This window comes from Pseudomonas sp. B611 (assembly GCF_055407965.1).
Map to the genome: position 1 here is coordinate 390499 of NZ_JBUZST010000004.1, position 14059 is coordinate 404557.

Sequence of the window (14059 nt, forward strand, 5' to 3'; positions counted from 1 at the left end):
CTAAATTAACGATGAGACAAAGCCGGGTCGTAATGGACCTTGGCCGCTTGCCCGGCAGCGGGCTTGACCCACAGCAGGTAGGCAAGCACCAGCAGCACGATCCACACGGCGCCGACCAGCAAGGCCGCCTGGGTGTCCGGGAAGTAACCCAGCACACCAAACACAAACAGCATGAACACGATGGCCGCTGCCGGCGCATAGGGCCAGAACGGTACCGGGAATTTCAGCTCGGCCACCTGCTCGCGGGTCATCGAGCGGCGCATGGCGACCTGGGTAAACAGGATCATCAGCCACACCCACACGGTGGCGAAGGTGGCAATCGAGGCGATCAGCAGGAAGACGTTTTCCGGGATCAGGTAGTTGAGCACCACGCCGCCCAGCAGCGCGGCGGCCATCACCACCACGGTCATCCACGGCACGCCCTGCTTGGACAGTTGCGCAAAGCCTTTGGGCGCCTGCCCTTGCTGGGCCAGGCCGTACATCATGCGACCGGCGCCGAAGATGTCGCTGTTGATCGCCGAGACGGCCGCCGAGATCACCACGATATTGAGGATGGTCGCCGCCGAGCCGATGCCGAGGTTGCTGAAGATCTGCACGAACGGGCTGCCCTGGCTGCCGATCTGCGGCCACGGGTAGATGGCCATCAGCACAAACAGGGTGAGCACGTAGAACAGCAGGATGCGCAGCGGCACGGCGTTGATCGCCTTGGGGATCACGCGTTGCGGGTCCTTGGCTTCACCGGCGGTGATGCCGATGATCTCGATACCGCCGAAAGCAAACATCACCACGGCAAACGAGGCGATCAGGCCACCGATGCCGTTGGGCATGAAGCCTCCGTGGGCCCACAGGTTGCTGAGGCCGCTGGTCTGGGTTTCACCGGCCGTGTGGATACCAAACAGCATGATGCCGAAGCCGCCGAGGATCATCGCGACGATGGCGCCGACCTTGAGCAGCGACAGCCAGAACTCCATCTCGCCAAACACTTTGACGTTGCACAGGTTCAGGCCGCCAATCAAAAACACAATGCCCAGCACCCAGACCCAACGCGCGACGTCGGGAAACCAGAAGCCCATGTAGATGCCAAACGCGGTGACGTCGGCGAGGCAGACGATGATCATTTCAAACGCGTAGGTCCAGCCGAGGATAAAGCCGGCCATGGGGCCCAGGTAGGTGCTGGCGTACTGGCCGAACGAGCCGGACACCGGGTTGTGCACGGCCATCTCGCCAAGGGCGCGCATCACCATGAACACTGCGGCGCCGCCGATCAGGTACGCCAGCAGCACGGCCGGGCCGGCCATCTGGATGGCCGAGGCGGAGCCGTAGAAAAGCCCGGTGCCGATCGCCGACCCCAGTGCCATGAAGCGAATATGTCGGGCGCTTAGCCCGCGTTTCAAACCTTGTTCCTGATGCATTTCTCGTCCCTAATTATTTTTATCCTGAGAAAATTCAAAGCCAGGCAATGGACCTCTGTGGCGAGGGAGCTTGCTCCCGCTGGAGTGCGCAGCGCTCCCAAGATTTTTAGGGCCGCTACGCAGCCCAGCGGGAGCAAGCTCCCTCGCCACAGAAAGTACCCAGTGCCCTTTGGGTTACAGGCTTGGCAGCAACTTCGCCGGCACCAGTTCATTCAGGCAACGGCTGGCAAGCAGTTCGCTGGCGGCGTTGATGTCCGGGGCGAAGAAACGGTCCTTCTCATAGAACGCCACTTTGTCGCGCAGGATGCCGCGGGCCTTTTCAAGCTTGGTCGAGGTTTTCAGGCCTTCACGCAGGTCCAGGCCCTGGCAGGCCGCAAGCCACTCGACCGCCAGGACGCCACGGGTGTTCTCGGCCATTTCCCACAGGCGCTTGCCCGCCGCCGGGGCCATCGACACATGGTCTTCCTGGTTGGCGGAGGTTGGCAGGCTGTCCACGCTATGGGGGTGGGCCAGCGCCTTGTTTTCGCTGGCGAGCGCGGCAGCGGTCACCTGGGCGATCATGAAACCGGAGTTGACCCCGCCATTGCCCACCAGGAACGGCGGCAGTTGGGACATGTGCTTGTCCATCATCAACGAGATACGGCGCTCGCTGAGGGAGCCGATTTCGGCGATGGCCAGGGCCATGTTGTCAGCGGCCATGGCCACCGGTTCGGCGTGGAAGTTACCGCCGGAGATCACGTCGCCTTCGGCGGCAAATACCAGCGGGTTATCCGACACGGCGTTGGCTTCGACCACCAGCACTTCGGCGGCCTGGCGGAACTGGGTCAGGCAGGCGCCCATGACTTGCGGCTGGCAACGCAGGGAGTACGGGTCTTGGACCTTGTCGCAGTTCTGGTGCGACTGCGACACCTGGCTGCTTTCACCGAGCAGGTCGCGATAGGCCGTGGCCGCGTCGATCTGCCCACGCTGGCCGCGCGCGGCGTGAATGCGCGCGTCGAATGGCGAGCGCGAACCGAGCACCGCTTCCACGGTGAGCGCGCCGCACGCCAGGGCACCGGCGAACAAATCTTCACCTTCAAACAGACCACGCAAGGCATAGGCGGTGGAGACCTGGGTGCCGTTGAGCAGCGCCAGGCCTTCTTTGGCGGCGAGGGTCAGCGGCGTGAGGCCGGCGACTTTCAGCGCGTCAGTCGCTTCCAGCCACTCACCCTTGTAGCGCGCCTTGCCTTCGCCCAGCAACACCAGGGACATGTGCGCCAACGGCGCCAAGTCACCGGAGGCACCCACCGAACCTTTCAGCGGAATGTGCGGGTACACCTCGGCATTGATCAGCGCGATCAACGCGTCGATCACCTGCCGACGAATCCCGGAGAAACCACGGCTGAGGCTGTTGACCTTGAGCACCATGACCAGCCGCACCAGCGCATCGCTGATGGGCTCGCCGACGCCGGCGGCGTGGGACAGCACCAGGGAACGCTGGAGGTTTTCCAGGTCTTCGCTGGCGATGCGGGTCGAGGCCAGCAGGCCGAAACCGGTGTTGATGCCGTAGGCGGTGCGGTTCTCGGCGAGAATTTGCTCCACGCAGGCCACACTGGCTTCGATCTGCGCCGTGGCGCTGTCATCCAGACTGAGTGTCACCGGCTGCTGGTAGATAGCCCGCAGTTGGGCAAGGCTCAGTTGGCCTGGAATCAGATTTAGCGCAGTCACATTCCTACTCCTTTTGAATTGTTCTTTTGACGATCAGTGCAAATTGGGTAACGCGGTGTCTTTGAGCAACTGGGCGGCGGCGGCAATGTCCGGCGCCAGCCAGCGGTCTTGTTCGTAGGCGGGGACCACTTCGCGCAACAAGCGCCAGGCGCGGTCGGTGCCGGCGCCGAAACGCTGGTCCTTCAGGAATTCGAACGCCTGGGCCGCCAGCAAATACTCGATGGCGAGGATCTGCGTGACGTTGGCCAACACCTGGTGCAGCTTGAGCGCGGCGTTGGTGCCCATGCTCAGGTGGTCTTCCTGCAGGCCCGAGGTGACGAAGTTGTCGAGCACCGCCGGTTGCGCCAGTTGGCGGTTTTGCCCACACAGGGACGCGGCGACGTACTGCACGATCATCATCCCGGAGTTGACCCCGGGGTTGCTCACCAGGAACGCCGGCAGGCCGCTGACGTGCGGGTTGATCAGGCGATCCAGGCGGCGTTCGGCCACCGAGCCGATCTCGGCCATGGCGATGGCGAGCATGTCCGCCGCCAGGGCAACCGATTGCCCATGCGGGTTGGCCTGGGACACCACGCGGTAGCTGTCCGGCGTGCCGAGCAGCAGCGGGTTGTCGGTGGCGCTGTTGAGTTCGGTCTCGATCTGGCGCGTGGCGTGTTCCACCTGGTCGCGGGCCGCACCGTGGATCTGCGGGATCGAGCGGATGCTCAACGCGTCCTGGGTGCGGATGCCTTTGCTGCTGGCGATCACTTCACTGCCGTCCAGCAGCGCGCGCAGGTTGATACCAACGTGCTGCATGCCCGGGTGTGGTTTGAGGGCGATGATTTCTTCGTCAAACGCATCGATCTGGCCGCGCTGGGCCTCGAAACTCATGGCGCCGATCACATCGGCCCATTGCAGCAAATGGTGCGCATCGGCCAGGGCCAGGCAGCTCAGGCCGGTCATGCACGGCGTGCCGTTGACCAGGCACAGGCCGTCCTTGGCGCCGAGTACCACCGGCTGCAAACCTTCGGCGTTCAACGCTTGTTGCGCCGGGACGATCCGGCCGCGATAGCTCACATTGCCCACACCCAACAAGGCCACGCCGACATGGGCCATGTGGGTCAGGTAACCCACCGAGCCCTGGGACGGTACTTGCGGCGTGATGCCGTGGTTGAGCAGCGCCAGCAACGCGTGCACCACCTGCGGGTGCAGGCCGGATTTGCCGTGGCTGTAGTTGATGACAGCGGCGCAGATGATGGCGCGGGTCTGTTCGTCGCTGAGCACCGGGCCGACGCCACAGGCGTGGCTCAGCAGGGTGTTGCGCGACAGCTGGCTGAGTTGTTCGCCCTTGAGCGAGACATTGCACAACGCGCCCAGGCCGGTGTTCACGCCGTAGGCACGTTCGCCGCTGGTGACGATGCGTTGCACGATGGCCTGGGCATTGTCGATGCGGGCCCAGGCTTGGCCCGAGAGCTCGAGGACCGCGCCGTGGCGGGCGACGGCGACCACGTCCTGCCAACGTAATGGGGTGTTGGCGATGATGATTTTGGTTGGCTGGGACATCTTCATACCTTCTGATCGTTCCCACGCTCCGCGTGGGAATGCCGCCTTGGACGCTCTGCGTCCGCTCTTGGGACGCGGAGCATCCCGGGATGCGCTCCCACGCAGAGCGTGGGAGCGATCAGTTACACCACCGCCGCCCGCCGCTGAACAAACCGGTCCACATACTCATCCGCCGGCGAATGCAGGATCTCGCGGGGCGTGCCGACCTGGATCAGCTTGCCGTCCTTGAGGATCGCAATGCGGTTGCCGATGCGCACCGCTTCATCAAGGTCGTGGGTGATGAACACGATGGTCTTGTGCAGGGTCTTTTGCAGCTCCAGCAACTGGTCCTGCATCTCGGCGCGGATCAGTGGGTCGAGGGCGCTGAACGCTTCGTCCATGAGGATGATGTCGGTGTCGGCCGCCAATGCCCGGGCCAGGCCAACGCGCTGGCGCATGCCGCCGGAGAGCTGATGCGGGTATTTGTTTTCGTAGCCTTTGAGGCCCACGGTTTCGATCCAGTGCAGCGCACGCTCGGCGCACACCTGCTTGCTTTCGCCGCGCACTTTCAGGCCGTAGGCGACGTTGTCGAGCACGCTCTTGTGGGGCAGCAGGCCGAAGCTCTGGAACACCATGCTGATCTTGTGCCGACGGAATTGGCGTAGGGCTTCCATGTCCAGTTGCAGGATATCTTCGCCGTCCACCAGGATCGCGCCGCTGGTGGGGTCGATCAGGCGGTTGAAGTGGCGCACCAGGGTGGATTTGCCGGAACCCGACAGACCCATGATCACAAAGATCTCACCGGTGCCGATGCTCAGGGACAGGTCGTTCACGCCGACCACACAACCGGTCTCGGCCAGCACCTGGTCCTTGGTCTTGCCCTGGCCGATCAGCGCCAGCGCTTCCTTGGAACGGGCGCCGAAGATCTTGAAGACGTTTTTAACTTCGATTTTGCTGACAGTAGTCATTTGCTCGCCTCATGCCGTGGACGACCGTAGGCCTGGGTAATGCGGTCGATGACCACAGCGAGAATCACGATCGCCAAGCCGGCTTCAAGGCCGCGCCCGACGTTGAGGGTCTGGATGCCGACCAACACGTCTTCACCCAAGCCACGGGCACCGATCATCGAGGCGATCACCACCATCGACAGCGCCATCATGGTGGTCTGGTTGATGCCGGCCATGATGCTCGGCAGCGCCAGCGGCAGTTGCACGCCGAACAGTTGCTGCCAGCGGTTGGCACCAAAGGCGTTGATGGCTTCCATGACTTCGCCGTCCACCTGGCGAATCCCCAGGTCGGTCAGGCGAATCAGCGGCGGCGCGGCGTAGATCACCGTGGCGAAAATCGCCGGGACCTTGCCCAGGCCAAACAGCATCAGCACCGGGATCAGGTACACGAAGCTCGGCATGGTTTGCATGATGTCCAGCAGCGGCATCAGCACCGAACGCAGGCGATTGCTGCGCGCCGAGAGGATGCCCAGCGGGATGCCGATCAGCACCGAGATCACCGTGGCGACCATCATCAGTGCCAGCGTCTGCATCAGCTTGTCCCACAGGCCAACCGCGCCCACCAGGAACAGCAAACCGACGATCACCGCTGTGGTCAGCACCTTGCGGGTCGCATGCCAGGCGACGCCGCCGACGATGGCCAGCATCAGCCACCAGGGCGCCGCACGCAGCAACCCTTCCAGGTTGACGATGGCCCACAACAGGGTGTCGGAGATGTGCCGGAACACATCGCCGTAGTTGGTGACCAGTGAGTCCACCCAACCGTTGACCCAGTCGGCGATGGAAAACGTAAAACTCTCAGGAAACATATCGTGCTCTCGATCCAATGGGTTGTGGCCAGGCGCCCGGCCGCCCCCTCAGGGTAGCCGGGCACACTTGACCTACAAGGCCGCGTCGATTTTCTTGGCTGCGTCGTCGCTCACCCAGGCGTGCCAGACCTCAGGATGTTCCTTGAGGAAAATTTTCGCCAGTTTCGGCGATTCAATGCGCTCCTTGGCCATGCGCCCCAGGTTCTGGTTCAGCAGGTCGATCGGCAGGTTGACCTTTTCCAGCACGGCCACCAGTTCCGGGGCTTGCTCGTGGAAGGTCTTGGACAGGCCGACCTTGATGGTCACGCTCTTATCCACACCGGCTTTTTCTTCCAGCTTGACCAGATCGACCTGGCCCATCAGCGGCGTCGGCGACCAGTAGTAGAACAGGATCGGCTCGCCACGCTTGTAGCTCGACAGCACCGCTGCATCCAGCGCCGGGCCGGTGCCTGGGCGGAAGTTGGTGTAGGAACTTTCCAGGCCGTAGCTCTTGAGCATTTCGCTGTTGTCCAGCTCACAGGTCCAGCCGGCCGGGCAGTTGTAGAAACGGCCTTTGGACGGTTCTTCCTGGTCCTTGAACACCGCGGAATACTTGGCCAGGTCGGCGATGGTTTTCAGGTCCGGCGCCTTGGCTTCCAGCTTGCGCTTGGCATCGCCCTCGATCACATAGCGCGGCACATACCAGCCTTCGATGGCACCGACGACAGGCGCACCAACGCCGACGACTTTGCCGGCCTTCTCGGCCTTGTTCCAGACTTCGCTGCGGCCTACCCATTCTTCGGCGAAGACTTGGATGTCATTGCTGCTCAGGGCGTTTTCCATGGTGATGGAATTACCCGGCAGGCTGTCGGTTTTACAGTCGTAGCCTTTTTCCAGCACGGTTTGCAGGATGTCGGTAAGCAACATGCCGCTTTCCCAGTTCAGGCCGGCGAATTTCACCGGTTTGCCGGACTCGCACCAGCCGGCTGCCTGGGCGCCAACACTGGCCAGCACGCCCGCAGAGAACAGGGTGGCCATCAGGGTTTTATGCATTTTCATTGTTGTGACGCTCCCAATCTTGAAATGGATTACGGCAGTCAGTAGGCATCCTGCCCTGTCCACGTCCCATCAGGCTTGTGCCGCCAGCCCGGTTGTTGTTGGTACAGCGCCCTGCTCTGTTGGCAGGATCAGTTGAGCGGGCACGCTGCCGTGCCATTTTTTTGCACACACGTAGTACAGGGCGGCGGGCAATACCAGGCCGATGATCCAGGAAATATCCACATCGCCCAGGGCGGCCACCAAAGGGCCGGTGTAGAACTTGGTGGAGATGAACGGCAACTGCACCAACACACCGAACACATAGACGCTGATACCCAGCAGGTTCCAGCGGCCATAACGACCGTTCGGATCGGCCAGCGCAGGCACGTCATAGCGGTCGCGGGTGATGCAGTAGTAGTCCACCAGGTTGATCGCGCTCCAGGGTGTGAAGAACGCCAGCAGGAACAAGATGAACGACTTGAACGCACCGAGGAACGAGTGCTGGCCGAGCAACGCGATCAGGGTCGCCGTACCGACAATCGCCAGCACGAACACCAGACGCTGCAGGCGCGTGACTTCCATGCGCCCGCGAAAACCGCTGACGATGGTGGCGATGCACATGAAGCTGCCGTAGGAGTTCAGCGTAGAGATGGTCACCTTGCCAAACGCGATGCTGAAGTACAGCAGCGCAGCCGTGGCACCCGTGCCGCTCAAGCCGACGATGTAGGCCACTTCGTGACCGGCGAATTGCCCGTTGGACATGGCCGCGGCAAACACGCCGAGGACCATCGCCACCTGGGCGCCGATCACCGAACCCGCACCCGCCGCGAGGAAGGTTTTTACCGACGACGTGTTGCTCGGCAAGTAGCGCGAATAGTCCGCCACGTAAGGGCCAAAGGCGATCTGCCAGGACGCCGCCAGCGACACCGCCAGCAGGAAACTGCTCCAGCTGAAGTGGCGGATTTGCAGGAGCGCACCCACGTCGGTCTGGCTCATCAGGCGGCTGAACAGGTATACAAAGGCAATCACCCCAATGACGCTGGCGACGCGGCCGATGAAGTGGATCACCCGGTAACCGAGCACCGTGACCAGCACGATGACACTGGCAAAAATCAGGATGCCGACGCTGTCGCTGACACCAAACAACTGGCCCAGCGCCTGGCCGGACAACACCGTGCCCGTCGCGGTGAACCCGAGGTACATCAGGCACACCAGCACGATCGGAATCGCCGCGCCATACACACCAAACTGCACCCGGCTGGAGATCATCTGCGGCAGGCCCAGCTTGGGCCCTTGCGCCGCATGCAACGCCATGACCCCACCGCCCAGCAGTTGGCCGATGAACAGACCGATCAACGACCAGAACACATCACCGCCCAACACCACGGCCAGGGCCCCGGTGACAATCGCGGTGATTTGCAGGTTGGCGCCCATCCACAGGGTGAACTGGCTAAATAGACGACCGTGTCTTTCCGCTTCCGGGATGTAGTCGATCGAACGTTTCTCGATCAACGGGGTGGTGTCATTTGCAGCCATGTCGGTTCAACCTCTGGTGGATTGTTATCTGGTTCAACGCAGATCAAATGTGGGAGCGGGCTTGCTGTGGCGAGGGAGCTTGCTCCCGTTCGACAGCGCAGCTGGAGCCGGCTTTTTGGGGGCGCTTCGCACCCCGGCGGGAGCAAGCTCTCTCGCCACAAAAGCCCGCTCCCACATCGGCTTACTTGATCATCGGGAGGTTGAGACCCTGCTCTTTGGCGCAGTCGATGGCGATCTGGTACCCGGCATCGGCGTGACGCATCACCCCGGTGGCCGGGTCGTTGTGCAGTACGCGGGCAATCCGCTCGGCCGCTTCGTCGGTACCGTCGCAGACGATCACCATGCCGGAGTGCTGGGAGAAGCCCATGCCGACGCCGCCACCGTGGTGCAACGAAACCCAGGTCGCGCCGCTCGCGGTGTTGAGCAAGGCGTTGAGCAGTGGCCAGTCGGACACGGCGTCGGAACCGTCCTGCATGGCTTCGGTTTCACGGTTCGGGCTGGATACCGAGCCGGAGTCGAGGTGGTCACGACCGATAACGACCGGTGCCGACAGCTCGCCGCTGCGGACCATTTCGTTGAACGCCAGGCCGAGCTTGGCGCGCTGGCCCAGGCCGACCCAGCAGATACGCGCCGGCAGGCCCTGGAAGCTGATGCGCTCGCGCGCCATGTCCAGCCAGTTGTGCAGGTGGGCGTCGTCGGGGATCAGTTCTTTGACTTTGGCGTCGGTCTTGTAGATGTCCTGCGGGTCGCCGGACAGCGCCGCCCAGCGGAACGGGCCGATGCCACGGCAGAACAGTGGGCGGATGTAGGCCGGAACGAAACCCGGGAAGTCGAAGGCGTTTTCCACGCCTTCTTCCTGGGCCATCTGACGGATGTTGTTGCCGTAGTCGAAGGTTGGGATGCCCTGCTTCTGGAAATCCAGCATGGCTTTGACGTGCACGGCCATCGACTGCTTGGCGGCCTTGATTACAGCGGCGGGCTCGGTCTTGGCACGGGCGCGGTATTCGTCCCAGGTCCAGCCGGCGGGCAGGTAGCCGTTGAGCGGGTCGTGGGCGCTGGTCTGGTCGGTGACCATGTCCGGACGCACGCCGCGCTTGACCAGTTCCGGCAGGATTTCTGCGGCGTTACCCAGCAGGGCGATGGAGATGGCCTTGCCTTCCTTGGTGTACTTGGCGATGCGCGCCAGGGCGTCGTCGAGGTCGGTGGCTTGCTCATCGACATAGCGGCTGGCCAGGCGGAAATCGATGCTGACTTGCTGGCACTCGATGTTCAGCGAGCATGCGCCGGCCAGGGTGGCGGCCAATGGCTGCGCGCCGCCCATGCCGCCGAGACCGGCGGTGAGCACCCAGCGCCCGGTCAGGTCGCTGTTGTAATGTTGGCGACCGGCTTCGACGAAGGTTTCGTAGGTGCCCTGGACGATGCCCTGGCTGCCGATGTAGATCCAGCTGCCGGCAGTCATCTGGCCGTACATGGCCAGGCCCTTGGCATCCAGTTCGTTGAAGTGTTCCCAACTGGCCCAGTGCGGCACCAGGTTGGAGTTGGCGATCAGTACGCGCGGGGCATTGCTGTGGGTCTTGAACACGCCGACCGGCTTGCCGGATTGCACCAGCAGGGTTTCGTCGTCGTTCAGGTTGGTGAGGCTTTCGACGATCTGGTCGTAGCACTCCCAGTTGCGCGCCGCACGACCGATACCGCCGTACACCACCAGCTCTTTCGGGTTTTCGGCCACTTGTGGGTCGAGGTTGTTCATCAGCATGCGCAGCGGCGCTTCAGTCAGCCAGCTTTTGGCGGTGAGCTTGTTACCGTGGGCGGCGCGGATTTCTACGTCACGGTATTTAGTAGGCTTGGTCACAACTCAGACTCCTCAGCGATCGATGCGCATACTTGATTGGTGCGATGTGGACTCTTACGCACACATCTTTACTTGTACATACAAGCATATGCAATCAAGCGGCCAACTTGCTGAGGGGGCTGTTGAGATTTTTGGGGAAAGGGCGTGCAGGGCTTGGAAATTAAGGCTTCCAGGCTTGATGAAATTTCTTACGGGAGAGTTTTGTCGCGGGGGATGTTTGTTGCTTCGGCATGGCTTTGCGCCATGCTGGGGCGTTCGGTAACAAGTTGGTGCGCGATCTGGAAACAGATTTTACGAACACCACAAAACAAATGCGGGAGCTGGCTTGCCTGCGATAGCGGTGTGTCAGTCAGTACATCTGCTACTGAAACACCGCCATCGCAGGCAAGCCAGCTCCCACAGGTTTTAACCGAGTTGGGTCAGTTCGATGATGCAGCTACGACCGGCTACAGAGATATCCAACAGGCCAGTGTTACCGTCCACTTGCAGGCAATCGTGATGGCCGAGCTTCTCGCCCAACACCTTCACCTCATCCGCCACGCTGAACACCAACACCGTCTGCGCCGTAGTGAAAATCCGCTGCACACCATCCACCCATTGCAACCGCGCGTGATAACGCGCTGGCGAATAGATCAGGTTGAAATCGCGAATCGGCCCGGTGATCAAGCGACACGCCACCTGGCTGTCACCCTTGAACGCGAACGGTTGCAGCGGTAACAACCCGCGCTGCTCTTCGCCATCCACGGTCAACACCATGCCCGCACCCTGGATCACGGTGATCACACGCTGGTAGCCGGCAAAGGTGGAGAACCCGCCCGACTCAGCGATATCGGCAATCGACAGGCGCCAGCCAAAACCATCCAGACCGGTGCCGGCGTCACGGGTGATTTCTTCGGTGCTGCCACCGCCGTTTTTCCACGGCATGCGCACGTAGTCAGTGGCGCGCCAGACTGTTACTGCACTCATTTACTGAAACGTCCTTCCAGGCTGTGACGGGAACCGGGGTGGATCAACCGCGCGGCAGTCACCGGTTGGCGACCAGACCAGGTGCGGCGGCGGATCAACAGGCACGGCTCAGTGGGTTCGATCTGCAGCAGCTTGCACTCGGTGGCGTCGGCGAGGATGGCTTCAACCACGTGCTCGCCTTCGGTCAGCGGCGCAACCTGGTTCAAGTAGGCGTAAGGGGTCTGCTGGGTGAAATCCTGTTGCAGGTATTCCGGCGCGACCAGGGCGTTGACGAAGCGGTCTTCGATTTGCACGGGAATATCGTTTTCAAAGTGCACGATCAGCGAATGGAACACCCGCCCGCCTTCACGCATTTCCAGGGCAACGGCACGCTCGGAACCGGCGGCCTCTTCGCCCAGGTGGATAACCTGGCACGTATGCCGATGACCGCGGGAGGCGATCTCATCGGCAATGTTGTGCACTTCGAACAGCGCCGACTGGCTCTTGGGTTCGGCGACAAAGGTGCCGACGCCTTGCATGCGCACCAACAACCCTTCGGCGGTGAGCTCGCGCAGGGCGCGGTTGATGGTCATGCGGCTGAAGCCCAGTTGGCTGACCAGCTCGCTCTCCGACGGCACGCGGTAATGGGGCGGCCAGTTGCCGTTGAGAATCTGCTGGCTGATCATCTGTTTGACGCGGGCATACAAGGGCGCCGGACTTTCGTCCATGTGGGCAGCCAGCGAAGACTTGGCAGGCGGAGTCGGCACAGGGAATCCTTGCAGGGGGGAAAGATGCATAGATTGCCGGAGTTTACCGAGCAGGCAAACGTCTGTATATGTATATACAAATAAACACACGACCGGGGTGCCTTGATCATGTCCGCTTTCTTTGCCGAACGCGCACTGCTGCCTAATGGATGGGCCAATGATGTACGTCTTGAAGTCAGCGCCGATGGCCTGCTGACACAGGTTGCGGCCAATGCCAGTGCAGAGGGCGCCGAACGGCTGAGAGGCCCGGTGTTGGCGGGTATGCCGAATTTGCACTCCCATGCATTCCAGCGCGCCATGGCCGGTTTGGCCGAAGTGGCGGGCAACCCGAATGACAGCTTCTGGACCTGGCGCGACCTGATGTACCGCATGGTCGGCAAGATCAGCCCGGAACAATTGCAGGTGATCGCGCGCCAGCTGTATATCGAGATGCTCAAGGCCGGCTACACCTCAGTGGCCGAATTCCATTACGTGCACCACGACGTGAGCGGCCAGGCCTATGCCGATCGCACCGAGCTGTCGCGGCAGATCAGCCAGGCGGCGGCCAGCAGCGGGATCGGCTTGACGTTGTTGCCGGTGCTCTACACCCATTCAGGTTTTGGTGGGCAAGCGCCGAACGAGGGCCAGCGCCGGTTTATCAACAGCACCGAAAACTACCTGGACCTGCAAGCGCGCCTCAAGCCGATCCTCGCCGCGCAACCGGCGCAAGAACTGGGCCTGTGCTTCCACTCCCTGCGCGCCGTCACGCCGCAACAAATCAGCGCAGTGCTGGCGGCCAGCGACAAGGCTTGCCCGGTGCATATCCACATCGCCGAACAGCAAAAGGAAGTCGACGACTGCCTCGCCTGGAGCGGCAAACGCCCGCTGCAATGGCTGTATGACAATGTGGCAGTGGATGAGCGCTGGTGCCTGGTGCATGCCACCCACGCCGATGCGCATGAAGTCACGCGCATGGCCAAGAGCCGGGCGATTGCCGGCCTGTGCCTAACCACTGAAGCCAATCTGGGCGACGGGATTTTTCCGGCGGTGGATTTCCTGGCGCAGGGCGGGCGCATGGGGATTGGGTCCGACAGCCATGTGTCACTGAGCGTGGTGGAAGAATTGCGTTGGCTGGAATACGGGCAGCGCCTGCGCGATCAGCGGCGCAACCGGTTGTATCGCAGTGATCAGCCGATGGTCGGGCGGACGCTGTTTGATGCCGCGCTGGATGGTGGTGCCCAGGCGTTGGGCCAGCCGATTGGGCGCTTGGAAGTGGGCAAACGTGCAGACTGGATTGTGCTGGATGGCAATGATCCGTACCTGGCGACGGCTAGCGAGGATGGGATTCTCAACCGCTGGTTATTTGCGGGAGGGGATCGGCAGGTGCGGGATGTGCTGGTGAATGGGAAGTGGGTGGTGCGGGATGGGCATCATGCTGGCGAAGAAGACAGCAATATCGCGTTTACACAGGTACTAAAGGACTTACTCGGTTAAAACTGTGGGAGCG

Annotated in this window: 11 protein-coding genes; 1 reads left to right on the forward strand and 10 read right to left on the reverse strand. The window is 62.1% G+C overall.

From position 1 onward, the window contains the following. Nucleotides 1-5 precede the first annotated feature (5 nt). From ACZRMO_RS12480 to hutC, 10 genes are all read right to left on the reverse strand, one after another. Complete coding sequence (locus tag ACZRMO_RS12480) at nt 6-1412, reverse strand: amino acid permease (protein ID WP_463973050.1); 1407 nt, start codon at nt 1410-1412, stop codon at nt 6-8. A 174-nt stretch (nt 1413-1586) separates the two neighbouring features. Further along, nucleotides 1587-3119: a histidine ammonia-lyase gene (gene hutH / locus ACZRMO_RS12485; RefSeq protein WP_463973051.1), complete on the reverse strand. Its 1533-nt coding sequence runs from the start codon at nt 3117-3119 to the stop codon at nt 1587-1589. A 33-nt stretch (nt 3120-3152) separates the two neighbouring features. After that, the gene (hutH, locus tag ACZRMO_RS12490) at nt 3153-4661 is read right to left on the reverse strand and encodes a histidine ammonia-lyase (protein ID WP_463973052.1); all 1509 of its coding nucleotides are present in this window, start codon (nt 4659-4661) and stop codon (nt 3153-3155) included. Nucleotides 4662-4783: 122 nt separating this feature from the next. Continuing rightward, nucleotides 4784-5608, reverse strand: a complete 825-nt coding sequence (locus ACZRMO_RS12495) for a quaternary amine ABC transporter ATP-binding protein (protein WP_207041323.1) — start codon at nt 5606-5608, stop codon at nt 4784-4786. Continuing rightward, nucleotides 5605-6456, reverse strand: coding sequence for an ABC transporter permease (locus ACZRMO_RS12500; RefSeq protein ID WP_017738813.1), 852 nt, complete (start codon nt 6454-6456; stop codon nt 5605-5607). The genes ACZRMO_RS12495 and ACZRMO_RS12500 overlap by 4 nt, the downstream gene beginning before the upstream one ends. A 72-nt stretch (nt 6457-6528) precedes the next feature. Further along, nucleotides 6529-7494 carry an ABC transporter substrate-binding protein gene (locus ACZRMO_RS12505; RefSeq protein WP_463973053.1) on the reverse strand — a complete coding sequence of 322 codons (966 nt, stop codon included), beginning with the start codon at nt 7492-7494 and terminating at the stop codon, nt 6529-6531. 69 nt (nt 7495-7563) lie between these two features. Beyond that, a complete protein-coding gene (locus ACZRMO_RS12510; RefSeq protein WP_463973054.1) occupies nt 7564-9009 on the reverse strand; it encodes a purine-cytosine permease family protein in 1446 nt (481 codons plus the stop codon). A gap of 181 nt (nt 9010-9190) precedes the next feature. Beyond that, the gene (gene hutU / locus ACZRMO_RS12515; RefSeq protein WP_124525413.1) at nt 9191-10861 is read right to left on the reverse strand and encodes a urocanate hydratase; all 1671 of its coding nucleotides are present in this window, start codon (nt 10859-10861) and stop codon (nt 9191-9193) included. 405 nt (nt 10862-11266) lie between these two features. Next, nucleotides 11267-11827 carry a HutD/Ves family protein gene (locus tag ACZRMO_RS12520; RefSeq protein WP_463973055.1) on the reverse strand — a complete coding sequence of 187 codons (561 nt, stop codon included), beginning with the start codon at nt 11825-11827 and terminating at the stop codon, nt 11267-11269. Then, a complete protein-coding gene (gene hutC, locus ACZRMO_RS12525; RefSeq protein ID WP_463973085.1) occupies nt 11824-12534 on the reverse strand; it encodes a histidine utilization repressor in 711 nt (236 codons plus the stop codon). The genes ACZRMO_RS12520 and hutC overlap by 4 nt, the downstream gene beginning before the upstream one ends. A 147-nt stretch (nt 12535-12681) precedes the next feature. Here hutC and ACZRMO_RS12530 point away from each other — a divergent pair, with 147 nt between their 5' ends. Then, entirely contained in the window at nt 12682-14046 is a 1365-nt protein-coding gene (locus tag ACZRMO_RS12530) for a formimidoylglutamate deiminase (protein WP_463973056.1), read from the forward strand. Nucleotides 14047-14059 lie beyond the last annotated feature (13 nt).

Coding starts and splice junctions, on each gene's coding strand:
- hutH (WP_463973052.1), bottom strand. CDS start 4,661: ATGTCCCAGCCAACCAAAATCATCATCGCCAACACCCCATTACGTTGG.
- ACZRMO_RS12530 (WP_463973056.1), top strand. CDS start 12,682: ATGTCCGCTTTCTTTGCCGAACGCGCACTGCTGCCTAATGGATGGGCC.
- ACZRMO_RS12500 (WP_017738813.1), bottom strand. CDS start 6,456: ATGTTTCCTGAGAGTTTTACGTTTTCCATCGCCGACTGGGTCAACGGT.
- hutC (WP_463973085.1), bottom strand. CDS start 12,534: ATGGACGAAAGTCCGGCGCCCTTGTATGCCCGCGTCAAACAGATGATC.
- ACZRMO_RS12480 (WP_463973050.1), bottom strand. CDS start 1,412: ATGCATCAGGAACAAGGTTTGAAACGCGGGCTAAGCGCCCGACATATT.
- ACZRMO_RS12495 (WP_207041323.1), bottom strand. CDS start 5,608: ATGACTACTGTCAGCAAAATCGAAGTTAAAAACGTCTTCAAGATCTTC.
- ACZRMO_RS12505 (WP_463973053.1), bottom strand. CDS start 7,494: ATGAAAATGCATAAAACCCTGATGGCCACCCTGTTCTCTGCGGGCGTG.
- ACZRMO_RS12510 (WP_463973054.1), bottom strand. CDS start 9,009: ATGGCTGCAAATGACACCACCCCGTTGATCGAGAAACGTTCGATCGAC.
- ACZRMO_RS12520 (WP_463973055.1), bottom strand. CDS start 11,827: ATGAGTGCAGTAACAGTCTGGCGCGCCACTGACTACGTGCGCATGCCG.